Source organism: Streptomyces sp. NPDC001889 (assembly GCF_053594535.1).
On sequence record NZ_JBSFER010000009.1, the window covers coordinates 57,050 to 82,677 of the forward strand.

Below are 25,628 nucleotides of genomic sequence, written 5' to 3' on the forward strand. Positions count from 1 at the left end.
GCCACGGGGCTACGCCCAGTCTGCACGGTCGCGTACGTGACCGCGTACCGGGGTGGGCTGGCGCGGTCGGGGACCTGTTTATGCAAGGACACGCATAGTCGCGTGCACGCATAGACGCGTAGCGCCACCCCCTCTACTGTCGTTGGCCAGGCGGCCCAAACGTGGCCAGAGCAAGGGGGTTTGGCATGGCCGAACGTTCGGCACTCACCCGGCTCACAGGCAACGGCAACGGCGAGTGCGGAGAGAAGGACTGCCCGAACGTGTACCGCACGGCCACGGGATCGTTCGTCGTGCAGGGCGACGTGTCCGACGCCTTCACCCCGCCCGCCGGGGAAGGGCTCGTGGAAATCCCGGAAGCGGTTCTCAGGGAGGCAATCCGTGCACTTGGATGGTGACGCGTGGAATGACTGCTTCGATTTCATGGAGCGTGAGGCGTGGCGGCTGGAGACGCTGCCCGTTTACACCATGCCCCAGGAAGCGGAGAGGCTGAAGCGCTTCCTCGCCGGGGAGAAGTCCCCGGACGATTACACGTCGGCCTGGATGGACGAGGTTCGGCAATGGGCCTCGGAAGGGAAGAGCGTAGGCAGGGTGCATGTCGTAACCTGCCCGCTCTCGGACTACCTCCGGTTCGAGTTCGAGTATTACTACCGGCACCACGTGAAGGCGGGCGAGGATATCCGCATTCTCGACCTCACCGACCGAGAGAACCCGGGGCTTCCAGGTCAGGACTTCTGGATGTTCGATGAGTCCAAGGTGGTGCTGATGAACTACCGGGCGGACGGGACGCAGATAAACCGGGAACTGTACGAGGGTGATCCTGAACCGTATCGGCAGTGGAAGCGGATCGCCGTTGCCGAGTCGGTTCCATTCCTGGAGTACGTGAGCGGGTGACGTTCGACCCTGAACAGTTGGGGCAGCCGAAGCAAGAATTGTCCGCCCTGCTGAAAGAACTACGCAAGCGAGCCGGCCTCACTGGGGACCGGCTCGCTCGGCGTTGCAACATGTCCCAATCGAAGATCAGTCGGATCGAGAACGGGAAAGCGCAACCGAGCCTGCTCGACCTGGAGAGAATCCTCCGGGCTGTCGTTGCTCCGCCCGAGGCCATCGAGGAGGTCATTGCCCTCGCGAGGCTGGCCAATACCGAGTGGCAAGACCTGCGCTCGCTACGGCGACGGGGGCTGGAGAAGAAGCAGACCGAACTTGCCGCGCTCGAATCCTCCTCTACCGAGTTCCGTTTCTTCCTGCTCTCGATGATTACGGGACTGCTGTCCACCCCTGAGTACATCCGGGCCAGCCTTGCCCATTCACCGGCTGATGTCACCAAGGCGATCGCGAGGAAGCTGGAGCGCCAGGAGGTTCTTTACGACACGAAGAAGCGGTTCACCTTCATCCTCACCGAACAGGCCGTGAGGTGGCCACTCCTGCCCCCGGCCGCGATGGCGATGCAGATTGACCGGCTGGCCTCACTGACCCACCTGCCGAATGTGAAGCTCGGTGTCATCCCCATCGCGGGCCATAAGCCCATGGCTCCGATGGACACCTTCACTGTCTACGACAACACCCTGGCCACTGTGGAGAACACCACCGGAGTCGTGATCCTGAGAGATCCGCGCGACATCGAAATGCATGTGGAACTGTTCTCGACACTGGAGGGATACGCGCTGTTCGGGGCCGAAGCGCGAGCCTTGTTGACGGAGTGGGCCACCGCCTGCCGCTCATGATCTTTAGTCCATGACGGGAAAGAACTGCACAGCCGCCGCTTTCTGGGCCAATGATTTCCCCCATGACAGCGACCGAGCGAAACGAAGAGCGGGTGCGTTACGGCGCAGGTCAGACGTTGAAGTACCGGCGGACGTTCGGCCCTGATGGTGGTGCGCTCGTGACGGGGCGCATGACTCTGCGGGTGTCGTACGACGGCGGCCGGACGCACGGCCCGGTTCGTGAGGTGCAGGTGGAGCCGCGCAATGCGGTGATCCTGGGTTCGCCGGCCAAGTACCCGCCGTGCAGGTGCCCTCGGTGCACGGGTCGCAGTTCGTTGCCTGCCAGTGCTCTCCGCCCCGTGGCTGTGGAGCCGAAGGCGACGTGATGCGTCGCCTGGGCCACTGGGTGCCGCGCCACTTTGGCCGATACGCGGGGCCGCTCTACCTGGCCGCGATCCTCTGCGGCTGTGCCCTGGTTCTCGCTGGAACCCTGGCGTTCCGGTAACTGCCGCGCTCGTCGCTGTCCCCCTTTGCTTCCTGCCGGATTCCCGGCGGGAGTTCCCGAGAAGAGAGGTAGTCCGATGGTGGAAGAGAACACCGGTTCGGTGGCCCCCGAGGGGGGGTGGCCTGCTCGTCGCGAAGCGGAAGATCATGGCCGCGCGCACCCGCGCCGAGCAGGAGTCTGACGTCAGCAGTGGCCGTTCCGACGGCAACGACTGACGGGAGCGCCCACGTTGCTTGATGCAGCCTCGTGGGCGGGGCGTCTGGGCGGGGACACGTTCCTCGCCCAGAAGTACCACCGCTCATACGCGCACTTCCCCGGGGCCACCGACACGGCGGGCCTGTTCTCCTGGGACGACCTGAACCGGATCATCTCCGCGCAGCGGCTGGAGCCGCCCCGGCTGCGCCTGTCGGTCGACGGCGAGATGGTCCCGCTCCACCGCTACGCGATCCCCACCACGAACCGCCGCGCGGTCACCTGTTCCCGCATCCAGCCGTCCGACTTCCACGCCCGGCTCAGGGACGGGGCGTCGCTGGTCCTTGACGCGGTGGAGAAGATCCACCCCTCCGTGGGGGCGGCTGCGGAGGCACTGGAACGCTTCCTCGGAACTTCCGCGCAGGCCAACGTGTACGCCTCGTGGACCGAGCGGGAGGGCTTCGGCCGGCACTGGGACGACCACGATGTGGTCGTGGTCCAACTGCACGGCTCGAAGCGGTGGCGCCTGTGGGGGATGACCCGTGAAGCGCCCGCCTTCCGGGACGTGGAGTCGCCGGAGGAGCCGGAGGGCGACCCGATGGCGGACCTCGTTATGTCCCCGGGCGACGTGCTCTACCTGCCGCGCGGCTGGTGGCACTCGGTCACCGCCGATCAGGGGACGGAGTCCCTTCACCTCACGTTCGGGATGGTCCCGCACACAGGTGCTGACCTGATGCTGTGGGTCGTCGATCAGCTCAGGGCGTCCCTCGCGCTCCGCCGGGACATTCCGCGCTTCGGCTCGTCGGCGGAACAGTCGGACTTCATCGACGCTGTACGCCGTGAGGTGGCCGACATGATGGCGGACCCCCGCCTCGTGGAGCGGTGGGCGGAGTCGATCGACACGACGGATCTGGGCCACGCGATTCCGTCCCTGCCCTACGTGGGCGAACTCCCCGCACGGGGGGAGATCGCGGTCAAGCTCACCACTCCGAGGGGCCGCCTGACCGCGAACCGCGAACAGGGCACGGTCACCTTCTCTGCGGCCGGTACGGCTTGGGACTTCGCCGAGTCCGCCGCGCCCGCGCTGGACACGCTGCTGACCAACCGGCCGGCCACGCTCGGCGAACTCGCCGACTCCGCCGGGCTTGAGGTCAAGGAGGTGGCCGAACTGGTCTCCGTCCTCATCGACGGCCACGCCGTCGCAGTCGTGGGGACGGCGCTGTGACCGCCGCGCTCTGCCTGGGGACATACCGCGTGCGTGCCGTCAGTCGGGCGGCACGCACCGCCCTGGCGGCCGGTAGTCCCTGGGTGGACACGGCACCCAACTACGCCCGTGGTCGGGCGCATGAGGAACTGCGCCCGGTTCTCGGGGAGTACCCGACCGTGCGGGTAGCCACGAAGACGGGGTTCTTCACGGAGGAGCAGGGCCGTGCCGCCCTGGCTGAGGGCGTGCTCGCCCGGGAGGAGGCGGCCGGTAGGCACAGCCTTGAGCGGGGCTTCGTCCGCTGGCAGACGGAGCGGTCGTTGGCCGCGCTCGGGCGCGTGGACCTGGTGTTCGTGCACAACCCGGAGCACCACGGGCACGGCCTTGACCGTGCCGCTCTGCACGGGCGGGTGCGGCAAGCCTTCACGGCGCTGGAAGAGTTCGCCCACGCGGGCAGGATCGGCGGGTACGGCGTTGCCACCTGGTCGGGCCTGGCCTCCGGAGCGCTCAGCGTGCCCGAGTTGCTCACGCTCGCCCGGCAGGCGGCCGGTTCCGCCGAGCACCACTTCACGGGCTTGCAGATGCCCGTCAGCCTGATCATGGATGCCCCGATCACACAGGCCCTGAACGGCGGCGGACCACTGGTGCGGGCGAAGGACGCGGGGCTGATCACCTTCGGCTCCGCTCCCCTGCACGGGGGCGAGCTCCTCGACGCCATGACACCCGAACTGGTGAGCCTCATCCGCCCCGGCCTGTCGGCCGCAGCCGCTGCCCTGCTGGCCGTTGGCTCGTGTCCCGGCCTTGATGTCGTCCTCACCTCCGCGAGCACCCGCGAGCACTGGGACGATGTGGCCAAGGCTCTGGCGGCGCCGCTGACGGCCCAGGAACTCAGGAGGGTGACGGATGAACTCGCCGGTGAATGAGGAGGTGCAGGCCCTGATGGAGGCCGCCCACGACCGGGCGGCCAAGGCACTGGGCCTCACCTGCACGGGGCCGCTGGCGTGGGGCTTCCTCGGTGTCACTCTCGGACGCCGAGCGGGGGACCGGTGGCTACGGGTCAGCCGGACGGCGAAGAGGAACGCGGGCAGGAAGGCGGGGGAAGGCATCGTCGGGGCCTCGGAGCTGGTGCCTGACGGCGTGCCCCGCCCCCGCCTGTACGGGGTGCACGACTGGACTGACGGCGAGTGGGCTTTTGAGGCGGAAGTTCTGGCCCACCTCACGCAACCGGTGGTGTCCCCGGACCGGGCCGACATCGACCAGGACCCCGCGTTGCCTGACGAGTGGTGGGCGGACCTTCGCCAAGCCCTTGCCCTGCTCGCTGAAGCGGAGGGTGCGAAGACGACCGTCCGGGACGGGTGGATCGAACGGGCCTTCCCTCAGTTCCTTGGCATCCCGGCCCCCGCGAGGGTGAAGAGGGTGACCGGTCACGGTGACCTGCACTGGGGCAACCTCACCACCGCGCCCCTGTGCCTGCTGGACTGGGAGCGGTGGGGCCTCGTGCCGTTCGGCTACGACGTGGGACTTCTCCACGCCAACAGCCTGCTTGTCCCTGACGTGGCCGCCCGCATCCGCAAGGAATGCGCGCCGACACTCGACACCCCCGCCGGCCGAATCGGGGAACTCGCGGCCCTGGCCGAGATGCTGCAAGCCGTAGCCCGTGGCTGGTACCCGGACCTTGCGCCCCGCCTGGTTGCCCGAGCGGAGGCGCTCACCGGAGTGCGCCCGCCCGTTCCTGTGCACTCCGAGGTGAGCGCCTGACTGCGCCCCTGTGCGCCTGTCTCAGGCGCTCTCACCGATATGCCGGTAGAGGGTGGCTCGGGAGATCCCCAGCGCCTTGGCGATGGCGGTGACGCTCTCTCCCTTGGCGTGCCGGGCACGGGCTGCGGCTAACTGTCGTCGTCCACGACGGTGGGGCGTCCCCTGTGGTTGCCCTTGCGGGCCGCAGCGTCCAAGCCTTCCAAGGTCTTCTCCCGGATGCCCTCCCGCTCGACCTCCGCACTGACGGCGAGTACGGCGAAGACGATGGCGCCCGCCCCGTTCGGGTCGTACACGCCCGTGGGGGGGGCCGGAGAGGAGTTCACGTTGGATGCCATCTGCTTGGAGGGTGGCGGACAGGGACATCAACTCCGCCACGTTGCGGGCAAGGCGCTTCATCTCGACCACGGTGAGGATGACGGCTTGCCCGGGTGCGGCCTGCCTGACTCTCCCGCGCGAGGGCGAGAGCCTTCTCCAGCTCCGGCCGCTCCTTCACGCGGGTACTGATCTCCTCGGAGAACACACGGGTGCACTGGGCCCCGGCAAGGGCGTCCAACGGGGACTGGAGTTCCTGCCCCACCGTGGAGCACCGGGCGCAGCCGAGCCGGATCGCTGCGCCCGGCTTCCCTTCGGGCGCCTGTGCCACGGGTGCGCCCTGTGTGCACGCCTTGCCAGGCTGCCTGTCGGCCGGGGTCTTCACGGTGAGTTCCGCCTTCGAGGCGGGCACGAGGGCGAAGCGCCCCGTGTGGTAGCCGGCTGCCACCTTGCCCGCACCGGTACGGCAGGGGCTTCCTGCGGGTGCCTGGCACTTGGGGCAGTCGTGGCGCTCGACCTGTTCGGCCGGGGTGATCTTCTTCGGCATGGCCAGACCGTCTCAAAACGCGTCTCGAAATCCAGGTCCGAGCGGGATCTTTTGAGACGAGTTTCGAGACGGTGAGACGTGAGCGAAACGGACACAGTCCGACGGTTGCCGTGTCGTCTCACTAACGATGGTTCATGAGACGCCCTGTCCCGTCGTCCTGGTGGACGCTGCCGCGCCCCACTGAAAGCCTGACGTGCCTGCCACAGCAGGGCGCTGTGCGCCTGTCTCGCTGCCTGCTGTCGGACGCTGGACTGGCCTGGCTCCCGCTCTGCCAGGTGCTCAGCGTGGCGCACAGCCGCTCGCCCGGCAGGACGGGCGGGCGCGTCGGCGGAGAGAGGTGCGACGGCGAAGGGGTGGAGGTATGACCCCCGAAGCGGGCAGGCTCGAACCGCCACGTCTTAGCAGCTCGCAATCTGCCACGGCTCCCAGGGCCGCCAGGGCGACGGCGAAGAAAAGCGCAACCGGAGCGGGCCGACTCGGCCTGCCATCCCTGGTCCGACCAGGAGATTCGCCCGGCTGTTGGTCACGTGGCTGGTCACGCCGCAGCCCGAGAAACAGAAAAACCCCAGATCAACTGGGGTTCCTGCTGGTGTCCGAGGGGGGACTTGAACCCCCACGCCCGATAAAGGGCACTAGCACCTCAAGCTAGCGCGTCTGCCATTCCGCCACCCGGACAAGGTGACCGCCTCGGGTTCTCCCCTCGGCGACATGGACAACAATACCAGGGGTCCGAGGTGCCTCTCACCCACATATCCCGTGGTCAGGGCAGTGATCAGGCATCCACTCGCCACTCCGGCCCGGGCCGTGACCATACGTGACCGGCTGGATACCCGGCGCGGCCCGCCCGGTGGGGGTGCGGGCCGGGCGGGCTCGCGGGTGGGGAGGGGTGGGCGGTCAGCAGTCGTTCTCGCGCAGTGCGTGGAGATGGGCGCTGGACTTGCGGGCGAACGCGAGCGAGTCGGCCGGGTTGTCGTGTTCGGCCTGCCAGTGGTGGTCGCGGCGGCCGCCGTGGGTTCTGCCGACCGCGGACATGAAGCGGCGGTAGTCGATGTCGCCGTCGCCGACGTCGCTCATCCGGTAGCCGTCGCGGACGGACTCGTCGCGTTCGCCGTCCTTCACATGGAAGAGCGGATAGCGATCGGGCCGGCGCAGGACGTAGCCGAGCGGGTCGAAGGGGGCGGGGCGTCCGTCGGGGCGCTTGCTGAAACGGTGCTGTCCCACATACGCCCAGTAGATGTCCATCTCCAGGAAGACCAGCTCGGGGTCGGTCTCGGCGAGAAGGACGTCGTAGAGGCGGACATCGGGGCGGTCCGTGGCGAAGGAGAACTCCTCCGCGTGATTGTGCTGGTAGAACTTCATGCCCCGGCGCCGGGCCGCGGCGCCGTAGACATTGAAGTCCTCCGCCGCCCGCTTCCAGGCGTCGACGGTGGTGCCGTAGCGGAACGGGGGCGCGGGGGTGCCTATGTGCTTCAGCCCGAGCGCCTGGGCGTCGTCGAGAACCTTGTCCAGGTTCTGGGCGAAGGTGTAGGCGTTCGGGTCGCTGGAGTAGTAGCCGACATGGCTGCCGATCGGCGTCAGACCGTGATCGCGGGCCAGTCGCTTGAGCCGCGCGAGGGTGATGGGGCCCGCCGAGCCCTGGGTGTACCCGGCGAGCTCGATCTCGTCGTAGCCGTATCTCTCCAGCTCCGCGAAGACCGCGGCGAAACCCAGTGTGGAGACCTTGTCACGCAGCGAGTACAGCTGAATCCCGAGACGGCCGGGCGGCAGAACCGGCCTTCCCCGGCCCCTCCCCCGGTTCCCCCGGGGCTCCCCACCGGCCCCGGAGGCTGCCGGGGCCCCGCTCGCGGGAGTGGTCAGCATCGCGGCGGCGGTCGCGCCGGCCGCGACACCGAGCATCCCGCGTCTGCTGAGACGGCGGGAGAGTTCGGCGTCATCGCCCTTGCTGAAGCGGCTCATTGTGGATAACTCCTCGTTGTCGGTGAGGTGTGGTTCAGTGGAGACCAGCCAGCCGGAGCAGCAGGGCCTTCACATCGGTGGCCGCGACACGGCCGTCCACAGCGCGGGGGGTGGAGCACAGAATGAGCGGACCTTCGTCATCGCTCGGCGGAAGGCGGCCATGGCTGCCGCGAATAGGCTCCGGGTCGAGAGGCACCACCGCGAGCCGGTAGCGCATCCCGAGCTTCTTGCGGGCCACCGCCGTGGCCGCCCGGAGCCGTACATAGGGATCGTGCGGATTCATGAACAGCTCGACGGGGTCGTAGCCGGGCTTCCGGTGGATCTCGACGAGCTGGGCGAAGTCCGGGGCCCGGGCGTCATCGAGCCAGTAGTAGTACGTGAACCACGCATCGGGCTCGGCGACGGCGACCAGCTCACCGGAGCGGGGGTGGTCGAGACCCTGAGCCTTCTTGCCCTCGTCGTCGAGGAGTGTCTCCACACCGGGAAGCCCCTCCAGGGCCGCACGGGTGGCGTCCAGGTCCTCGGGCCGGCGCACATAGACATGGGCGATCTGGTGATCGGCGACGGCGAAGGCCCGTGAGGCCATCGGGTCGAGATACTCCATGCCGTCCTGGGTGTGCACCTCGATCAGACCGGCGCGGCGCAGTGCCCGGTTGATGTCGACGGGACGGCTGACACGGGTGATGCCGTACTCGGAGAGCGCGACGACGGTACGGCCCTGCTGCCGGGCGTCGTCGAGCAGCGGAGCCATCACCGCGTCCAGCTCGGCCGCCGCGCGGTGGGAGCGCGGGTCGTCGGGGCCGTACCGCTGCAGGTCGTAGTCGAGATGAGGGAGGTAGCAGAGTGTGAGATCCGGGTCGCTGGTGGCCATGATGTGGCGGGTCGCGTCCGTGATCCAGCGGGAGGAGACGATGTCCGCGCCCGGGCCCCAGAAGTGGAACAGGGGGAAGGTGCCGAATCTGTCCGTCAGCTCGTCGTGGAGAGACGGAGGGCGGGTGTAGCAGTCGGGCTCCTTGCGGCCGTCCGCGTAGTACACCGGACGCGGGGTGACGGTGATGTCCGTATCGGCGCCCATCGCGTACCACCAGCAGATGTTCGCGACCGTGTACCCGGGGTGGGCGCGCCGGGCGGCATCCCAGATCCGGTCGCCGGAGACCAGACCGCTGTGCTGCCGCCACAGCAGTACTTCGCCCAGCTCACGGAAGTACCAGCCGTTGCCGACGATGCCGTGCTCGGCCGGGGGCACACCGGTGAGGAAGGTGGACTGGGCGGCACAGGTCACCGCGGGCAGCACCGTGGTGAGCGGGGCGTGCGAGCCGGACACGGCGAGCGCCCTCAGCCGGGGCATGTGATCGAGGAGACGGGGGGTGAGGCCGACGACGTCGATGACGAGGAGAGGGGTGGGGCGGGGGGCGGGGGTGGGTGGGGAGGGGGGAGGGGAGGGGGCCCCGGTGGGGGTCATGGCAGCTCCTTGAGCCCGAGGTCGACCAGCAGATCCCGCACCAGCGTCAGTTCCGCCGCGATCCCCTCCACCAGTTGGCCCCGGTTGCGGGGGCGGAGCCCGGCCGGGAGGGCCTGCCAGGTGTAGGTCTCGATCTCCAGGTGGCGGGTGAGGGGCACGGCCGGGCCGACGAGTCCGGTCAGGGCGGACCGGAGGACGGGGAGGGTGGAGGTGAGGGGCGGTGCGGGCGGGGCGTGCAGGGGGACGTGGAAGTGGGCCCGCCAGGGGGAGGCGTCGGGGAGCACGTGGCCGGTGAGGGCTTCGCCGAGGTCGTCGGTGCCGCGCAGTCCGGCGGCGGTGCGGGTGCGGGTCTGGTGGAGGAAGCGGGGTTCGGCGAAGGCGGCGAGTGCCGCGCGGACCTCGGGGAGGTGGGGTTCCTCGGCGTGGAGGGCGGCGGAGAGCTGTGCTTTGGGGATGGTGACACCGGCGGCGGTGAGCCGGGCGAGGGCCGTTCCGGGGTCCTCGAAGGAGGTCGCGAGGTGGCAGGTGTCGATGCAGATGCCGATGCGGTCGGAGCCGATCCCGGTGAGCGGTCCGATGGCGTCGGCGGTGGTTTCGATGGTGCAGCCGGGTTCGGGTTCGAGGGCGACGCGGATGGATTTGCCGGTGAGGTCGGCGAGGGCGTCGAGGCGGTGGGCGAGGGTGGTGAGCGCGGTGCGGGCGGTCTCGGCGGCGGTGGCGTCGAAGCCGGTGCGCCAGGCGAGGGGGAGGGTGGAGATGGTGCCTTCGGTGACGTCGTCGGGCAGGAGGCCGGCGAGCAGCCGGGCGAGGTCGGTGGTGTGGGCGAGGCGCAGGGGGTGGGTCCAGTCGGGGCGGTAGACCCGGTATTTGACGGTTTCGGAGCCGAAGCCCTGGTAGGGGAAGCCGTTGAGGGTGACGACTTCGAGTCCTCGGCGGTCGAGTTCGGCGCGGAGCCGGCGCAGGGCGGCGGGGTCGGTGGTGAGGGTGTGGGCGGCGTCCTTGGCGAGCCAGAGGCCGATGCCGAGCCGGTCGCGGCCGAGTCGTCTGCGGACGGGTTCGCAGTGGTCGCGGAGTTGGGCGAGGACGCCGTCGAGGGTTTCCGCGGGGTGGACGTTGGTGCAGTAGGCGAGGTGGAGGGTGGTGCCGTCGGGGTGGCGGAAGCGCATGGCCGCTGCCTCCTCATTCCCCGCCGCGGAGGATGGAGTTGCCCTGGTGGAGGGGTGGGGGCGGGGTGATGTCGAGCTGGAGCCGTCCGCTGAGTCCGTAGAAGGCGACGGGGTTGCGCCAGAGGATCTGTTCGGTGTCGTCCTCGGTGAATCCGGCGGCGAGCATGGCGTCGCCGACTCGGCGGGTGCTGAGGGGGTCGCTCTTTCCCCAGTCGGCGGCCGAGTTGACGAGGATCTTCTCGGTTCCGTGGCTCTTGAGGACGGCGATCATCCGCTCGGGGTCCATTTTGGTGTCGGGGTAGATGGAGAAGCCGAGCCAGCACCCGCTGTCAGTGGCGTGTTCTACGGTTGTTTCATTGAGGTGGTCGAGGAGGACGCGCTCCGGTGGGAGGGCGGATTCGCGGATGACATCGAGGGTGCGGCGGAGCCCGGCCGACTTGTCGCGGTGCGGGGTGTGGACGAGCGCCGGCAGGCCGTGGTCGGCGGCGAGCTGGAGTTGCGCGGCGAGCGCGGTGTCCTCGGCGGGGGTCATGGAGTCGTAGCCGATTTCACCGACGGCGACGACGGTGTCCTTGACGAGGTAGCGGGGCAGTTCGTCGAGCACGGGGGTGCAGCGGGGGTCGTTGGCCTCTTTGGGGTTGAGGGCGATGGTGCAGTGGTGGGCGATGCCGTATTGGGCCGCGCGGAAGGGTTCCCAGCCGAGGAGGGCGTCGAAGTAGTCGTGGAAGCTGGCGGGTGAGGTGCGGGGCTGGCCGAGCCAGAAGGAGGGTTCGACCAGGGCGCGGACTCCGGCGTCGTACATGGCCTGGTAGTCGTCGGTGGTGCGGGAGGTCATGTGGATGTGGGGGTCGAAGATGCGCATCGGGGCTCCTCGGGCGGCTGGCCGGTCAGGGTCAGCAGGCGGTTGAGGTCGGGGGGTGTGTCGCGGCCCGCGGCGGTGCGTTCGGCGGCGTAGTCGTGGAGCATCCGGGCGAGTTCCCGGTCGCCGTGGGCGCGTTGTGCGAGCCCGGCGATGGCATCGGTGGGTACGCCGGTGAAGAGGCATTTGAGGATGGCGTGCCGCCAGGTGTGGGGGGCGAGGTGCTGGGCGGCGTAGGGGGTGAGGGCGGCGGCGATGAGCCGGGTGTCGTTGGTGCGCAGGGCGTCCTCCACGAGGGGGAGGGCGGCGGTGGGCGGGGTGAGGTGGTCGAGGTGGGGGAGGGCGAGGAGGAGGGCGCGGCGTTCGGCGGCGGTGCCGTGGTGGTAGAGGCGGGTGAGGGTGGGCGGGTCGGGTCGGGCGGTGGTGAGGAGCAGGGTGCGTACGGCGTCGGCGTGGTGGGGTCCGCAGTGCCGGCCGGCGGTGGCGAAGTGTGTTTCCCAGGCGGGGGTGGCGGGGTCGGCTGTCGTGGCGAGGGCGTGGTCGAGCCAGGTGCGGGCGGTGTTGTCGAGGTGGGGGTCGAGTTCGGCGCGGGTGGTCAGCATGGGGTGGCTTCCGCTGTCCGCAGGAATTCGATGGAGGTGCGGGCGAGGTCGGGTCCGGCGTGGGAGTGGCGTGGGAGTTCGACGACGGTGAGGCCCTGGTAGCCGGTGGCGGCGAGGGCGTGGAGGACGGGCGGGAAGTCGATCTCTCCGTGGCCGAGGGGGAGGTGTTCGTGGATGCCTCGGCGCATGTCCTCGATCTGGATGTGGCGGGTCCAGGGGGCGGCGGCGCGGACGCAGTCGGCGGGGCTCTGTTCTTCGAGGCACTGGCAGTGGCCGATGTCGAGGGTGAGGCCGAGGGGTTCGGGGTTGCCGAGGAGTTCGCGGAGGTGGTGGAAGTCGTCGAGGGTGGCGAGGAGGTGGCCGGGTTCGGGTTCGATGGCGAGGGGGATGCCGGCGGTGTGGGCGGCGTCGAGTACGGGGGTGAGGGATTGGGCGAGGCGTTTCCAGGCGGTGGTGGGGTCGGTGTGGTGGGGGGTGGTGCCGCTGAAGCAGTGGACGGCTCGGGCGCCGAGGTCGGTGGCGATTCTGAGGGCGGTGAGGAGGAGGCCGGTGCGGGTGGCCCGGGCGGTGGGGTCGGGGTCGAGCAGGGAGGGGCCGTGTTTGTGGCGGGGGTCGAGGATGTATCGGGCGCCGGTTTCGATGGTGACGTCGAGTCCGAGTCGGGCGAGGCGGGTGGCGGTGTCGCGGGTGCGGGTGGGGAGGTCGGGGGCGAGGGGGTCGAGGTGCATGTGGTCGAGGGTGAGGCCGGTGCCGTCGTAGCCGAGGTCGGCGAGGAGGGCGAGGGCGTCGTTGAGGCGCAGGTCGGTGAGTCCGTTGGTGCCGTAGCCGTAGCGGAGGGGGGTGGTGGGTGGGGTGGGGTTCATGTGGGGCTCACCTTCCGGGAGAGTGCGCGGGCGAGTGGGGCGAGTCCCATGAGGGTGAGGGCGGTGAGGGTGCCGGTGGTGGTGTGGTTGCGGGCGGCGAGGGTGGCCTGGAGGGGAATCATGGCGCGGATGCCGGCGCCGACGGCGCGTTGGGTGAGGGGTGGGGAGGGGTTGAGGGCGGCGTGGAGGCTGGGGGTGGCGGTGGTGCGGGTGTAGGTGGTGGCGAGGGCGGTGCGGAGGAGTCGGTGGGCGGGTTGCGGGGGGCCGGTGGGGTGGGGGCGGAGGGTGGTGTGGGTGGCGAGGGTGAGGGTGGTGGCGAGGGCGGTGAGGGGGGCGCTGGTGGAGCCGCCGTGGGTTTCGTGTCGTGAGAGGGCGGTGGTGGCGTAGGTGTGGGTGCCGAGGGTGAGGGCCGCGGGGAGTGCGGTGGTGGCTGCGGTGAGGGCCGGGTGGCGGGCCGGGGCCGGGAGGGGGGTGGCTGTGGTGGTCGGCGGGGTGGTGGGTGCGGGGGCTGTCCGGTGGGCGGTGGTGGCGGTGGCCGTGGCGGTGGCTCCGAGGAGGAGGTCCAGGGTGCGCGCGGTGGCCATCGCGGCGGGGCCGGCCCGGGTGTGTTTGAGGTGGAGGTCGTAGGCCCAGACGGTGGCGGCGAGGGCGGTGGCGAGGGTGAGGGCGGGGCGGCCGGCGCGGGAGGCGAGGGTGAGGCCGGCGGCGGTGAGGGCGGTGGCGGCGGTGAGGGCCGCGGTGGGGGTGATGCGGCCGGAGGGGATGGGGCGGTGGGGACGTTCGGCGGTGTCCTCGGCGCGGTCGGCCCAGTCGTTGAGGGCCATGCCGGCTTCGTAGAGGCAGAGTGAGGCGCCGAGGGCGAGGGCGGTGCCCCGGTTGGGGCGGAGGCCGAGGGTGGCGGCGCCGGTGAGGGTGTCGCCGGGGACGGTGAGGGTGGCGGAGACGCGGAGGAGTTCGGCCCAGGCCCGCAGGCGGGAGCGGGAGCGGGGGCGGTCGCGGCGGGGGGCGGCGGAGGGTGGGGCGAGGGGGCGGGGGCGGGGGGTGCCGAGGCGGCCGAGGAGGGTGGTCATGGGGTCTCCCGGAGCAGTTCGGCGAAGGCGAGGAGTTCGGTGAACTGGTCGGCGAGGGAGGCGGGGCCGCCGTCGGGGTCCTTGAAGTAGAAGCCGAGCGGGGTGAGGGGTCCGGAGAGTCCGGCTTGGTGGGCGCGGGCGGTGAGGCGGGCGAGGTCGAGGACGAGGGGGGCGGCGAGGGCGGAGTCGCAGCCCTGCCAGATGGTCTGGAGGATCATGCGGTTGCCGAGGAAGCCGTCGAAGGCGATGTGGTCCCAGGCGGTCTTCCATTCGCCGAGGGCGGGGACGTCGTCGATGTGGACGGTGCCTTCGGGGGTGTGGCCGAGGGTGTCGGTGAGGGCGCGTTCCTTGCCGGTGTTCTTGGCGGCGGCTGCCGCGGGGTCGGCGAGGGCCGCTCCGTCTCCGCCGCCGAGGAGGTTGGTGCCGGACCATGCCCGTACGGACAGGGCGCGTTGGACGAACATCGGGGCGAGTACGGAGCGGAGCAGTGTCTGGCCGGTTTTGCCGTCGCGGCCGGCGTGGGGAAGTCCGCCGGCCGCGGCGGCGGCCTGGAGGGCCGGGGTGTGCAGCCCGGTGGAGGGGGTGAAGTTGATGTAGGGGCAGCCGGCGCGGAGGGCGGCCGCGGCGTAGAGGGAGCTGGGGGCGAGGCGTTCGGCGTCCGGTGGGGGTGCGGGTTCGGTGGTGGAGAGGTTGATGACGATGACGCGGGCGAGGGTGTGGCGGTCGCGGAAGGCGGTGATGTCGGTGGCGAAGGCGTGGATGAGTTCGTTGTCGGTGCGGGTGTCGCCGTGGTGGGGTCCGCCGGGGCGTATGTCCTGGTCGGTGGTGGTGAGTTCGGTGTGGAGGGCGTTGGTGAGTCCGGGTGGGAGGACGCCGGCGGTGGTGAGTTCCTCGGCTCGTTTGGGGAGGGGGGTGTGGTGGGTGTCGTGGCCGCCGAAGACGAGGGAGTCGAGTGGGGGGAGCCGGGAGGCGGCGAAGGCGGGGGTTTCGGTGACCATGCCGGTGGGTGGGTGCAGTCCGGCGTTGAGTGCGGCGCAGCCGGTGATGGTGGTGGTGGCGACGGAGCCGCGGGCTCCGATGAGCCAGATGCCGGTGGGTGTCGCGGGGTGGGGTGTCGACACGGGCTACTGCCTCCCTGCCTGGTTGTTCTCGGGGGTGGGGGGGACGGCGGGCGGGGGGTACGGCGCCTCCCCGCCCGCCGCCGTCGTGGCGGGTGCGGCCTACTGGGGCTGCTCCCTGAGGGTGATGTCGCGGAAGGACACCTGGTCGTCGGTGCCGTGGTTCTGGAGGCCGATGTATCCGTCGGTGAGGCTGCGGGCGGGGTCGGTGTTGGTGAAGTCGTTGATCTTGGAGCCGTTCAGGAAGAGCTGGAGGCGTTCGCCCTTGACCTTGATTTCGTAGGTGTTCCACTGGCCCGGGGGCCGCAGTACGCGGTCGCGGGCTTTGCGGTCGGCTGATTTGAAGCCGTAGACGGAGCCTGTGGTGCGGTCGGGGGCGTCGGTGGCGTCGATCTGGATCTCATGGCCGTTGGTGACGGCGGACCAGGGGTCGTCGGAGGCGGGGAAGCCGATGAAGATGCCGGAGTTGTCGTCTCCGTCGACCTTCCAGTCGAGTTCCAGGGTGTAGGAGGTGAGCTCCTTGGCGTGATACCAGAGCATGCCCATGCCGCCTTCGGTGCGGAGCGCTCCGTCGGTGACGGTGAAGCGTCCGGGGCCGGCCTGCTTCCAGCCGTTGAGGGTTTTGCCGTTGAAGAGGGACCGTTCACCGGTGCGGGGGGTGCAGTCGGCTTTGACCTGGCCGGATGCGTAGCGCAGTCCGCCGAGGAGGTGCTGGCGGAAGGCGGGTTCGGTGTAGGAGTCCTGGGTGTGGCCGCCGCCGGTGTAGAAGGACCGGCCGCCTTCGAAGGTCTGGCACCAGGCGATGGGGTGGTCGCCCTTCATGGTGCCGCCCTCGTAGGTGGTTTCGTCGAGGCCGGCGAGGACGCGGGTGTTGCCTCGGGGGTTGGTGGCGAAGTTGTACCACTCGTCGGTGCGGGTCCACTCCTCGCCGAGGTGCTGGGTGGCGGGGTGGGCGCGGTCCTCGACGCGTACGGTCGCGGACTGGATGCGGGGGTGGGAGCTGAAGTAGGCGCCGACGAGTCTGCCGTAGTAGGGCCAGTCGTATTCGGTGTCGGCGGCGGCGTGGATGCCCAGGTAGCCGCCGCCGGTGGCGATGTAGTTCTCGAACGCGAGCTGCTGGGCGGCGTTGAGGACGTTGCCGGTGGTGGAGAGGAAGACGACGGCGTCGTAGCGGGCGAGGTTGCTGGTGGTGAACTGGGCCGCGGTTTCGGTGGAGTCGACGGTGATGTTGCTGGTTCTGCCGAGTTCCTTGAGTGCGGTGATGCCGGCGGGGATGGAGGCGTGGCGGTAGCCGGCGGTCTTGGAGAAGACGAGGATGCGTTTGGCGGTGCGGTCCGGGGGGCTGTTGGAGAGGGTGAAGTCGTCCAGGTCGTAGAGGGCTCCGGTGCCGCCCTTGAAGACGAGGAAGAGTTCGGTGGTCTTCTTGGGCACGGACCGCAGGGGAAGGTCGATGTCCTGGAAGGTCTCCCAGCCGCCGGTGACGGGTATGGGGGTGGAGCCGAGGATCTTCCCGGTGGGTGACGCGGTGCGGACTTCGAGGAAGCCGCCGGCGCCGTTGGAGGAGATCCGGGCGGTGAGTTTGGTGGCTCCGGTCAGGTTGTAGGGCTTGAAGGAGATCCAGTCGTCGTTGTTGATGTCTCCGACGGTTCTGCCGCCGTTGGCGGTGGCCTTGTTGTAGGTGCGGATGCCCTGGGAGGCGTTGTAGTGCTCGGCCTGCCGGTGGCGGGGCTGGAGCTGGACCTGGTCGTGGGTGGTGAGGGGGGCCTGGCCGCCGCCTCCGCCGTCCGTGTACTCGGCGTCGAGGACGCCGAAGATGTTGGCGTTGGGGTCGTGTCCGCCGTCGGAGGAGGTTTTGATGGTGCCGGTGCAGCCGTTGGCGGAGGTGATGGGGTGGCCGTGGCTGTCGTGGCCGAGGATGTAGCTGACCTTGACCTTGGCGCAGTCGACGGGTCCGTCCTCGGCGTCGGTGGCTCTGACGCGGAAGGGGATGTCGTCGCCGAAGCTGAAGAGGGTTCCGTCGGCGGGGAGTTCGAGGGTGACCTTGGGGGCGGTGTTGCCGACGACGATGCGGACGCTCGCGGCGCCGGTGCGGCCGGTGGGGTCCTTGGCGGTGTGGGTGGCGGTGTAGGTGCCGTTGGCGCGGTAGCGGTGGCTGGGGTTGGCTTCGGTGGAGGTGGTGCCGTCGCCGAAGTCCCAGTGGTGGGTGAGGGTGTCGCCGTCGGCGTCGGTGGTGCCTTCGGAGGAGAAGGAGACGCGGAGGGGGGCTTTGCCGGAGGTCTTGTCGGCGCCGGCTTCGGCGACGGGTGAGCGCCCGCCGGTGGCGTTCTCTATGCGGTAGAGGGCGGAGTTGTGGTCGCCGCCGAACCAGGCGGTGCCGTAGTCGAGGACGTAGAGGGCGCCGTCCGGTCCGAAGGCCATGTCCATGACCTGGGTGCCGGTCCAGGGGAAGGGGTTGATGGTGCCGAGGGAGCCGTCCGTGCCCTGTTCGATGCGTTTGATCCAGCGGCGGCCGAATTCCCCGGCGAAGAAGTCGCCGTCGTAGGCTTCGGGGAATTTGACCGGGGAGGGGTTCTCCGGGTCGTAGCGGTAGACGGGTCCGCCCATGGGTGATTCGGAGCCGGTGCCGAAGGCGGGCACGGAGCCCCCGTTGTAGGGAATCCATGCCTTCTGCGCGGCGGGCAGCTCGGTGAGCCCGGTGTTGTGGGGGGATTCGTTGCGGGGGGCGGCGCAGTCGAAGGTGGCGCCGGGGGTCTTGGTGGCGAAGTCGTAGTCGGTGTAGGGCTCGCCGGCGGTGCTGCAGAAGGGCCAGCCGAAGTTGGCGGGCTGGGTGACGCGGAGGAAGCCGACCTTGCCCGCGGGGCCGCGTGCGGGGTCGGCGGCGGCGGCGTCGGGGCCGTACTCGCCGACGTAGAGGTGGCCGGTCTTGCGGTCGACGCTGAAGCGGAAGGGGTTGCGGAGGCCCATGGCGTAGATCTCGGGCCGGGTCCTGTCCGTGCCGGGCGCGAAGAGGTTCCCTTCGGGGACGGTGTAGGAGCCGTCGTCGGCGACCTTGATGCGGAGGATCTTGCCGCGGAGGTCGTTGGTGTTGCCGGAGGTGCGGCGCGCGTCGTACGCGGGGTTGCGGCCGGGGCGGTCGTCGACGGGGGTGTATCCGTCGGAGGCGAAGGGGTTGGAGTCGTCGCCGGTCGACAGATAGAGATTGCCCTGGGCGTCGAAGTCGATATCGCCGCCGACGTGGCAGCAGATGCCGCGGGTCGCCGGAACGTCGAGGATCTTCTTCTCGCTGGCGTTGTCGAGTGTGCCGTCGGCCTTGAGCACGAAGCGCGAGAGCCGGTTGACGCCGTCGAAGGGGGCGAAGTCGGCCGCGGTTCCGTCGGCGGGGGCGTCACCGGCGGGGGTGTCGAGCTTCGGCGCGTAGTAGAGGTAGACGAAGCGGTTCTCGCTGAAGCGGGGGTCGAGGCCGATGCCCTGGAGGCCCTCCTCGTCGTGGGTGTAGACGGGGAGGGAGCCGGCGAGCCGGGTGTTGCCCGCGCTGTCGGTGATCCGCAGTTCGCCGTTGCGGGAGGTGTGCAGGACGCTGCGGTCCGGGAGGACGGCCAGCGAGATGGGTTCGCCGGTTTCGGCGGCGCCCTTGGCGAGGGTGACCTGCTGGAATTCCTCGGCTGCGGGGTCCGGTGCGGATTCCGCCGAGGCGCGGACGCCCGTGTGCGCGGCAGTCCGGACGCCCGTGTGCGCGGCGGCGCGGGTGTCCGCTTGGTCGGCGGCCCGGGTGTCCGTTTGCGCGGCGGCGCGGGCGGGAGGCTCGGCGGCGGCCTGCGCGGGGGCGAGGACGACGGTGGTGGCCGCGAGGAGCGTGCCGGTGAGGAGGGCGAGCGCGGTGCGGGCTCGGGATCTTGTCCTGCGGGCGGGGCGGTTCGGGGGCAGAGTGGAGTGCACGTTTTCCTCCGGAATGGACCGGTTGAACGGGCGGGGGGTGCCGTGGAACCGGAGTGCGCCGTCACACCGGGGACCACCTCAGTGCTGTACACATCTGGGACGGTAGACGGGTACGTCCGGATCGGAAACCCCTTGTGCGGGAGACGGGTTCGGCTTCCGCTCTCGGCGGGACAAAGGGGTTCCGGGCAGGGCGGACCGACCCGGCGGCGGATCGGGCCACCGGGCCGTGACCTGCGGTGGTGCGGCTGTGGCCGGTTACCGGCCGCTGCCGAAGGCGGCGTCGAAAGCGGCGGCCGGGGGGTCGAAGTCGAACTGCTTCAGATGGGCGAGGGCCTCGGGCGCGCCGGTGAGCCGGTCCATCCCGGCGTCCTCCCACTCCACCGAGACGGGCCCGTCGTAGCCGATGGAGCGCAGCATCCGGAAGACGTCCTCCCAGGGGACGTCGCCGTGTCCGGCGGAGACGAAGTCCCAGCCCCGGCGGGGGTCGCCCCAGGGCAGATGGGAGCCGAGGCGCCCGTTGCGGCCGTCGAGCCGTTTGCGGGATTCCTTGCAGTCGACGTGGTAGATCCGGTCGCGGAAGTCGTAGAGGAAGCCGACGGGGTCGAGGTCCTGCCAGACGAAGTGGCTGGGGTCGAAGTTCAGCCCGAAGGCGGGGCGGTCGGCGAGGGCGGTGAGGGCCTGGCGGGTGGTCCAGTAGTCGTAGGCGATCTCGCCGGGGTGGACCTCGTGGGCGAAGCGGACTCCTTCGGTGTCGAAGACGTCGAGGATGGGGTTCCACCGGTCGGCGAAGTCCTCGTACCCACGGTCGATCATGGTCTGGGGCACGGGCGGGAACATGGCGACCAGATGCCAGATGGAGGAGCCGGTGAATCCGACGACGGTGCGCACTCCGAAGGCGGCGGCGGCCCGCGCGGTGTCCCGGAGTTCGTCGGCGGCCCGCCCGCGTACGCCTTCGGGTTCGCCGTCGCCCCAGATCCTGGCGGGCAGGATGCCCTGGTGGCGTTCGTCGATGGGGTGGTCGCAGACGGCCTGTCCGACGAGGTGGTTGGAGATGGCCCAGCAGCGCAGGCCGTACTTCTCCAGCAGTGCGTGGCGCCCGGCGAGGTAGCCGGGTTCGGCGAGGGCCCGGGGGACGTCGAAGTGGTCGCCCCAGCAGGCGAGTTCCAGGCCGTCGTAGCCGAAGTCCCGGGCGAGCCGGCACACCTCCTCCAACGGGAGGTCGGCCCACTGGCCGGTGAAGAGTGTGAACGGACGGGGCATGGTGCCCTCGCCTCCCTCGGTCCGTGCGGGTGGTGGCCCGCGCTGGTCAGAGCTGTGGCGGTACGGGGGTGTGGACGGAGTTCTTCTCGGCGCTCTCCTCCACGGCGGCCAGGACCCGCTGGACCTGGAGGCCGTCCGCGAAGGTGGGCGCGGGGTCGGTGCGTCCGGCGATGGCTTCGATCAGGTCGCGGGCCTGGTGGGTGAAGGTGTGTTCGTAGCCGAGCGCGTGCCCGGGGGGCCACCAGGCCCGGAGGTAGGGGTGGTCGGGTTCGGTGACGAGAATGCGCCGGAAGCCGGAGGAGGCGGCGGGTTCGGTGTGGTCGTGGAAGGAGAGTTCGTTGAGGCGTTCGAGGTCGAAGGCGAGGGAGCCGCGTTCGCCGTTGATCTCGAAGCGGAGGGCGTTCTTGCGGCCGGACGCCATGCGGGTGGCCTCGAAGGAGGCGAGCGCTCCGGAGGCGAGGCGCCCGTGGAAGAGGGCCGCGTCGTCGACGGTGACGGTGCCGGTGCCGGGGGCGCCCGGGGTGCCCGCGGGCAGCGGGCGTTCCCGTACGAAGGTCTCGGTGAGCGCGCTGACGCCGGTCAGATGCTCCCCGGCGAGGTGCTGGGCGAGGTCGACGATATGGGCGCCGAGGTCGCCGAGCGCGCCGGAGCCGGCGTGTTCGCGGACCAGCCGCCAGGTGAGGGGGGCGCCGGGGTCGACCAGCCAGTCCTGGAGGTAGGTGAAGCGCAGATGGCGCAGGGTGCCGAGACGGCCGTCGGCGATGAGCCGGCGGGCGTGGGCGATGGCGGGTACGCGCCGGTAGTTGAAGCCGGTCATGGCGATCTGGCCGCGGGGGCGGGCCCGGTCGGCGGCGGCGGCCATGGCCTCGGCCTCGGCGACGGTGTTGGCGAGGGGTTTCTCGCACAGAACGTGTTTGCCCGCCTCCAGGGCCGCGATGGCGATCTCCGCGTGGAGGTCGCCCGGGGTGCAGATGTCGACGAGCTGCACATCGTCCCGGGCGATGAGGTCGCGCCAGTCGGTCTCGGCGGCGGCCCAGCCGTGGCGTCCGGCGGCGGCGCGCACGGCGGTGCGGTCGCGGCCGGCGATGGCGGCGAGCACCGGCCGCAGCGGCAGGTCGAAGACGCGGGACACGGTGCGCCAGCCCTGTGAGTGGGCGGCTCCCATGAACGCGTATCCGACCAGGCCGACACCGAGCGGTGGCGGTGGGGGTACGGCCTCGCTGTCGGTCTGTTCCATACGGATTCCTCCTCGTCGTTCTGCTCGGCGCGGGGCGGGCGTGCCGCTCAGATGAAGCCGGTGGGCAGGTACTGGTCGACGTTGTCCTTGGTGACGACGGCCGAGTACAGGGTGATGGTGGCGGGGATCTCCAGTTCGGACATGCCGCCGATGCCCTTGCCCTGGGCGACGGCGCGGGCGATGTCGATGGCGGACGCGGACATCGTCGGCGGGTAGAGCACGGTGGCCTTGAGGACGCTGTTGTCGGCCTTGATGGCGTCCATGGCGGATTTGGCTCCGGCGCCGCCGACCATGACGAAGTCCTCGCGGCCGGCCTGGGCGATGGCGCGGAGCGCTCCGACGCCCTGGTCGTCGTCGTGGTTCCACAGGGCGTCGAAGCCGCTCTGGGCCTGGAGCAGCTGCGCCATCTTCGCCTGACCGGACTCGACGGTGAAGTCGGCGGCCTGGCGGGCGACCTTCTTGATGTTGGGGTAGTTCTTGAGGGCGTCGTCGAAGCCCTGGGTGCGCTGTTTGGTGAGTTCGAGGCTGTCGACGCCGGCGAGTTCGATGACCTTGGCGCCGGCCTTGCCCTTGAGCCGTTCTCCGATGTAGCGGCCGGCGTTGAGGCCCATGCCGTAGTTGTCGCCGCCGATCCAGCAGCGGTAGGACTGCGGGGAGGCGAAGACGCGGTCCAGGTTGATGACGGGGATGCCCGCCTTCATGGCCTGGAGGCCGACCTGGGTGAGGGCCTTGCCGTCGGCGGGGAGGATGACGAGGACGTCGACCTTCTTGTTGATCAGGGTCTGGATCTGTCCGATCTGGGCGGCGGTGTCGTTGGAGCCCTCGGTGATCTCCAGGGTGACATCGGAGTACTTCTTCGCCCGTGAGCGGGCGTTGTCGTTGATGGCGTTGAGCCAGCCGTGGTCGGCCTGGGGGCCGGCGAAGCCGATGGTGACGGCCTTGCCGGGCTTGTCGTCGGCGACGGGGGCGCTGTCGGCGGCGGGCTTCCTGTCGGCGGGTTCGTTGCTGGTGCAGGCGGTGAGCACGGCGCCCGCGGAGACGGCGGCGCCTCCGAGGAGGAGTCCTCTGCGGCTGGGTACGGGGCTTTGTGGCATGGCGGAACCGGCCCTTCGGTGGGAAGTGGGTGTACGGGTGGGGCGAGCGGGGCGGGGGCGGCGGGGTCAGGCGTCTCCGCTGCCGCGCAGGGTGCGGTGCTGGACCAGGACCGCGACGACGATGATGGCGCCCTTGGCGATCTGCTGGACCGCGCTCTCCAGGTTGTTGAGGGCGAAGATATTGGTGATCGTGGTGAAGATCAGTACGCCGAGCACGGAGCCGGCGATGGTGCCCCGGCCGCCGCTGAGGAGGGTGCCGCCGATGATGGCGGCGGCGATGGCGTCGAGTTCGTAGAGGTTGCCGTTGGTGTTCTGGCCCGACCCGGAGAGGATGATCAGCATGAAGGCGGCGATGCCGCAGCAGAGCCCGGAGAGCAGATAGAGGGAGAGCCGCTGGCGGCGGATGTCGATGCCGGCGAGCCGGGCGGCCTCGGCGTTGCCGCCGACGGCGAAGGTGCGGCGGCCGAAGGTCGTGCGGTTGAGCAGCAGCCAGCCGACGAGGACGACGGCCGCGAAGACCAGGACCAGCGGGGGGACGCCGAGGATGTGGGCGTCCTTGACACCGAGGTCGAGTACGGACTCGACGGTGACGATCTGGGTCTTGCCGTCGGTGATCTGGAGGGCGAGCCCGCGGGCCGAGGCGAGCATCGCGATGGTGGCGATGAACGGCACCATCCCTCCGTAGGCGATCAGCAGCCCGTTGACGAGTCCGCAGCCGAGGCCGACGGCGACGGCGGTGAAGAGGATTCCGGCGAAGCCGTACTCCTGGGTGGCGACGGTGGTGGCCCAGACGGACGCGAGGGCGACGATCGCGCCGACGGACAGGTCGATGCCGCCGCTGGTGATGACGAAGGTCATGCCGACGGTGACGACGCCGATGATGGACGCCTGGGTGAGGACGAGTTGCAGATTGCTGGTGGCGAGGAACTCGTCCGGCCGGGTGAGGCCGCCGACGGCGACGAGGGCGGCGAGGACACCGAGGAGCGACAGGGTGCGGACATCGGCGCGCACTCCGAGCGCGGGGCGCCGGGGGCCGGGGGCCGGGGGTGTCTTCGTGAGGTCCGCGGCCGCGTCCTGGCGTGCCGCGGGGGCTGGCTGCGTCATGCCGTCGGGCTCCCTTCCATCACAAGGTCGAGTACGCGGTGCTCGTCGAGGTCGCGGGCGTCGGCGGTGTGCACCACGGTGCCTTCGCGCAGCACCAGCACCCGGTCGGCGAGGCCCAGGACCTCGGGCACCTCGCTGGAGACGAGAAGGACGGCCAGGCCCTCGTCCGCGAGCCGGCGGATCACCGCGTACAGCTCGGCGCGCGCTCCGACGTCGACGCCCCGGGTGGGTTCGTCGAGGAGCAGGACGCGGCAGCCGCGCAGCAGCCAGCGGGCGAGTACCGCTTTCTGCTGGTTGCCGCCGGAGAGGGTACGGATGCGGGCGTCCGGGTTGTCGGGGCGCAGGGAGAGTTCCCTGGTGGCCTGCTGCGCGGCGGCGCGTTCGGCGGCGCGGTCGAGCCAGCCGGCCCGGGAGAAGCGGGCGAGGGAGGAGAGGGTGACATTGCGGGTGACGGATTCGATGAGGAGGAGGCCCTGGGCCTTGCGTTCCTCGGGGGCGAGTCCGATTCCGGCGGCGACGGCGGCGCGCACGCTGCCGGGGCGCAGGGGTCTGCCGTCGACGAGGACGCGTCCCGCGGTGGGTTTGCGGGCTCCGTAGACGGTCTCCAGGATCTCGGAGCGGCCGGAGCCGACGAGTCCGGCGAGGCCGACGATCTCGCCGGGCCGCAGTTCGAGGTCGAGGGGGGTGAACTCGCCCTTCCTGGTGAGCCCTTGGACGGTGAGGACGGGGGGCACGACGGGAGCGGCGGGCTCCGGCGGGGCGGGGCGGCCCGGCTGTACGGCGTGGTCCGGCTGTACGGCGTGGCCCTGCGGGACGGGGCTGCCCTGCGGGGCGGGGTGGTCCGGCGGGGCGGGGCGCCGGGGGCGCTCCGGGAAGACGTACTCGACATTGCGGCCGGTCATCAGGGCGACGATGTCGCGGGTGGGGGTGGTTCTGGCGGGGAGTCCGCCGGCGACGGCGCGGCCGTCCTTGAGGACGGTGACCTGGTCGCCGATGCGCCGGATCTCCTCCAGGCGGTGGGAGATGTGGATGACGGCGACGCCGTCGGCGGTGAGGTCGGCGACGGTGCGGAAGAGGTTGTCGACCTCGTCGGGGTCGAGGGCTGCGGAGGGCTCGTCCATGACGATGAGGCGGACGTCGTGGGAGAGGGCGCGGGCCATGGAGACGATCTGCCGCTGGGCGGCGGGGAGGTCGCCGACGAGCCGGCCGGGTTCGATCCCGGGGTGGCCGAGGCGGGCGAGGAGCCGGGCGGTGGCGGCGCGGGCGTCCTTGCTCCGGATGAGGAATCCGGCGGTGGTGGGTTCGTGGCCGAGATACACGTTCTCGGCGACGGAGAGCCCTTCGACGAGGTCGAGTTCCTGGTAGATGGTGGCGATGCCGAGCCGCATGGCGGCGAGGGGCGAGGGGAGGGAGACCTCGGTGCCGCACCAGGTGATGGTGCCGCTGTCGGGTTGGTGGGCGCCGGCGAGGACCTTGATGAGGGTGGATTTGCCGGCGCCGTTCTGGCCGAGGAGGCAGTGGACGGTGCCGGCGTGGACTTCCAGGTCGACGCCGTCGAGCGCGCGGACGCCGGGGAAGGACTTGGTGATGGCGGACATGGTGAGAAGAGGTGGGGGCATGTGGGTCCCCTCTGGCCGGGGTGGGGTGGGCTCGGGGTGCGGGTGCGGGTGCGGTTGTCCTCGG

At 70.5% G+C, this 25,628-nt stretch carries 22 protein-coding genes, 1 tRNA gene and 1 pseudogene; 6 read left to right on the top strand and 18 right to left on the bottom strand.

The annotated features are described in order from the left end of the window. Positions 1-185: 185 nt before the first annotated feature. The 6 genes from ACWCRA_RS11860 to ACWCRA_RS11885 all read left to right on the top strand — a co-directional run bounded on the left by ACWCRA_RS11860 (position 186) and on the right by ACWCRA_RS11885 (position 5,359). Entirely contained in the window at positions 186-395 is a 210-nt protein-coding gene (locus ACWCRA_RS11860; RefSeq protein WP_265293932.1) for a hypothetical protein, read from the top strand. Then, positions 379-891 (top strand): DUF6879 family protein, encoded by a 513-nt coding sequence (locus ACWCRA_RS11865; RefSeq protein WP_451067350.1) that lies wholly within the window; start codon positions 379-381, stop codon positions 889-891. The genes ACWCRA_RS11860 and ACWCRA_RS11865 overlap by 17 nt, the downstream gene beginning before the upstream one ends. Continuing rightward, positions 888-1,721, top strand: a complete 834-nt coding sequence (locus ACWCRA_RS11870; protein WP_451067351.1) for a helix-turn-helix domain-containing protein — start codon at positions 888-890, stop codon at positions 1,719-1,721. Before ACWCRA_RS11865 ends, ACWCRA_RS11870 begins: the two co-directional genes overlap by 4 nt. Positions 1,722-2,434: 713 nt before the next feature. Continuing rightward, positions 2,435-3,622: a cupin domain-containing protein gene (locus tag ACWCRA_RS11875; RefSeq protein WP_451067352.1), complete on the top strand. Its 1,188-nt coding sequence runs from the start codon at positions 2,435-2,437 to the stop codon at positions 3,620-3,622. Next, entirely contained in the window at positions 3,619-4,524 is a 906-nt protein-coding gene (locus ACWCRA_RS11880; protein ID WP_451067353.1) for an aldo/keto reductase, read from the top strand. Before ACWCRA_RS11875 ends, ACWCRA_RS11880 begins: the two co-directional genes overlap by 4 nt. Next, complete coding sequence (locus ACWCRA_RS11885) at positions 4,505-5,359, top strand: hypothetical protein (protein ID WP_451067354.1); 855 nt, start codon at positions 4,505-4,507, stop codon at positions 5,357-5,359. Before ACWCRA_RS11880 ends, ACWCRA_RS11885 begins: the two co-directional genes overlap by 20 nt. Positions 5,360-5,380: 21 nt before the next feature. Here the strand turns inward: ACWCRA_RS11885 and ACWCRA_RS11890 are convergent. The 18 genes and pseudogenes from ACWCRA_RS11890 to ACWCRA_RS11975 all read right to left on the bottom strand — a co-directional run. Next, a pseudogene (locus ACWCRA_RS11890) lies at positions 5,381-5,455 on the bottom strand (helix-turn-helix domain-containing protein); the annotation flags it as partial. A 32-nt stretch (positions 5,456-5,487) separates the two neighbouring features. Next, the gene (locus tag ACWCRA_RS11895; protein ID WP_451067355.1) at positions 5,488-5,694 is read right to left on the bottom strand and encodes a recombinase family protein; all 207 of its coding nucleotides are present in this window, start codon (positions 5,692-5,694) and stop codon (positions 5,488-5,490) included. After that, entirely contained in the window at positions 5,679-6,218 is a 540-nt protein-coding gene (locus ACWCRA_RS11900; RefSeq protein WP_451067356.1) for a zinc finger domain-containing protein, read from the bottom strand. Before ACWCRA_RS11900 ends, ACWCRA_RS11895 begins: the two co-directional genes overlap by 16 nt. Before the next feature lie 587 nt (positions 6,219-6,805). Continuing rightward, a tRNA-Leu gene (locus tag ACWCRA_RS11905) sits at positions 6,806-6,893 on the bottom strand. A gap of 219 nt (positions 6,894-7,112) precedes the next feature. Continuing rightward, positions 7,113-8,174 (bottom strand): sugar phosphate isomerase/epimerase family protein, encoded by a 1,062-nt coding sequence (locus ACWCRA_RS11910; protein ID WP_351551723.1) that lies wholly within the window; start codon positions 8,172-8,174, stop codon positions 7,113-7,115. A 34-nt stretch (positions 8,175-8,208) separates the two neighbouring features. Next, entirely contained in the window at positions 8,209-9,636 is a 1,428-nt protein-coding gene (locus tag ACWCRA_RS11915; RefSeq protein WP_351551725.1) for a nucleotide pyrophosphatase/phosphodiesterase family protein, read from the bottom strand. Continuing rightward, positions 9,633-10,802 carry a metabolite traffic protein EboE gene (gene eboE, locus ACWCRA_RS11920; protein ID WP_451067357.1) on the bottom strand — a complete coding sequence of 390 codons (1,170 nt, stop codon included), beginning with the start codon at positions 10,800-10,802 and terminating at the stop codon, positions 9,633-9,635. Before eboE ends, ACWCRA_RS11915 begins: the two co-directional genes overlap by 4 nt. A gap of 13 nt (positions 10,803-10,815) precedes the next feature. Continuing rightward, positions 10,816-11,664 carry a TatD family hydrolase gene (locus ACWCRA_RS11925; protein WP_451067358.1) on the bottom strand — a complete coding sequence of 283 codons (849 nt, stop codon included), beginning with the start codon at positions 11,662-11,664 and terminating at the stop codon, positions 10,816-10,818. Continuing rightward, positions 11,634-12,263: an EboA domain-containing protein gene (locus ACWCRA_RS11930; protein WP_451067359.1), complete on the bottom strand. Its 630-nt coding sequence runs from the start codon at positions 12,261-12,263 to the stop codon at positions 11,634-11,636. Before ACWCRA_RS11930 ends, ACWCRA_RS11925 begins: the two co-directional genes overlap by 31 nt. Next, the gene (locus ACWCRA_RS11935) at positions 12,257-13,126 is read right to left on the bottom strand and encodes a sugar phosphate isomerase/epimerase family protein (RefSeq protein ID WP_351551737.1); all 870 of its coding nucleotides are present in this window, start codon (positions 13,124-13,126) and stop codon (positions 12,257-12,259) included. The genes ACWCRA_RS11930 and ACWCRA_RS11935 overlap by 7 nt, the downstream gene beginning before the upstream one ends. Next, positions 13,123-14,196: an SCO3242 family prenyltransferase gene (locus ACWCRA_RS11940; protein WP_451067360.1), complete on the bottom strand. Its 1,074-nt coding sequence runs from the start codon at positions 14,194-14,196 to the stop codon at positions 13,123-13,125. Before ACWCRA_RS11940 ends, ACWCRA_RS11935 begins: the two co-directional genes overlap by 4 nt. After that, on the bottom strand, positions 14,193-15,317 hold the full coding sequence (locus tag ACWCRA_RS11945) for an inositol-3-phosphate synthase (protein WP_451067361.1): 1,125 nt from the start codon (positions 15,315-15,317) through the stop codon (positions 14,193-14,195). The genes ACWCRA_RS11940 and ACWCRA_RS11945 overlap by 4 nt, the downstream gene beginning before the upstream one ends. Before the next feature lie 99 nt (positions 15,318-15,416). Further along, entirely contained in the window at positions 15,417-19,250 is a 3,834-nt protein-coding gene (locus tag ACWCRA_RS11950) for a ThuA domain-containing protein (RefSeq protein ID WP_451067362.1), read from the bottom strand. Between the two features lie 255 nt (positions 19,251-19,505). Continuing rightward, the gene (locus tag ACWCRA_RS11955; RefSeq protein ID WP_351551749.1) at positions 19,506-20,510 is read right to left on the bottom strand and encodes a sugar phosphate isomerase/epimerase family protein; all 1,005 of its coding nucleotides are present in this window, start codon (positions 20,508-20,510) and stop codon (positions 19,506-19,508) included. A 46-nt stretch (positions 20,511-20,556) separates the two neighbouring features. After that, a complete protein-coding gene (locus tag ACWCRA_RS11960; RefSeq protein WP_351551752.1) occupies positions 20,557-21,747 on the bottom strand; it encodes a Gfo/Idh/MocA family protein in 1,191 nt (396 codons plus the stop codon). A gap of 47 nt (positions 21,748-21,794) precedes the next feature. Continuing rightward, on the bottom strand, positions 21,795-22,841 hold the full coding sequence (locus ACWCRA_RS11965) for a substrate-binding domain-containing protein (RefSeq protein WP_351551755.1): 1,047 nt from the start codon (positions 22,839-22,841) through the stop codon (positions 21,795-21,797). A gap of 66 nt (positions 22,842-22,907) precedes the next feature. Further along, positions 22,908-23,945 (bottom strand): ABC transporter permease, encoded by a 1,038-nt coding sequence (locus tag ACWCRA_RS11970; RefSeq protein WP_351551757.1) that lies wholly within the window; start codon positions 23,943-23,945, stop codon positions 22,908-22,910. Beyond that, a complete protein-coding gene (locus ACWCRA_RS11975) occupies positions 23,942-25,564 on the bottom strand; it encodes a sugar ABC transporter ATP-binding protein (protein ID WP_451067363.1) in 1,623 nt (540 codons plus the stop codon). The genes ACWCRA_RS11970 and ACWCRA_RS11975 overlap by 4 nt, the downstream gene beginning before the upstream one ends. Positions 25,565-25,628: the final 64 nt, after the last annotated feature.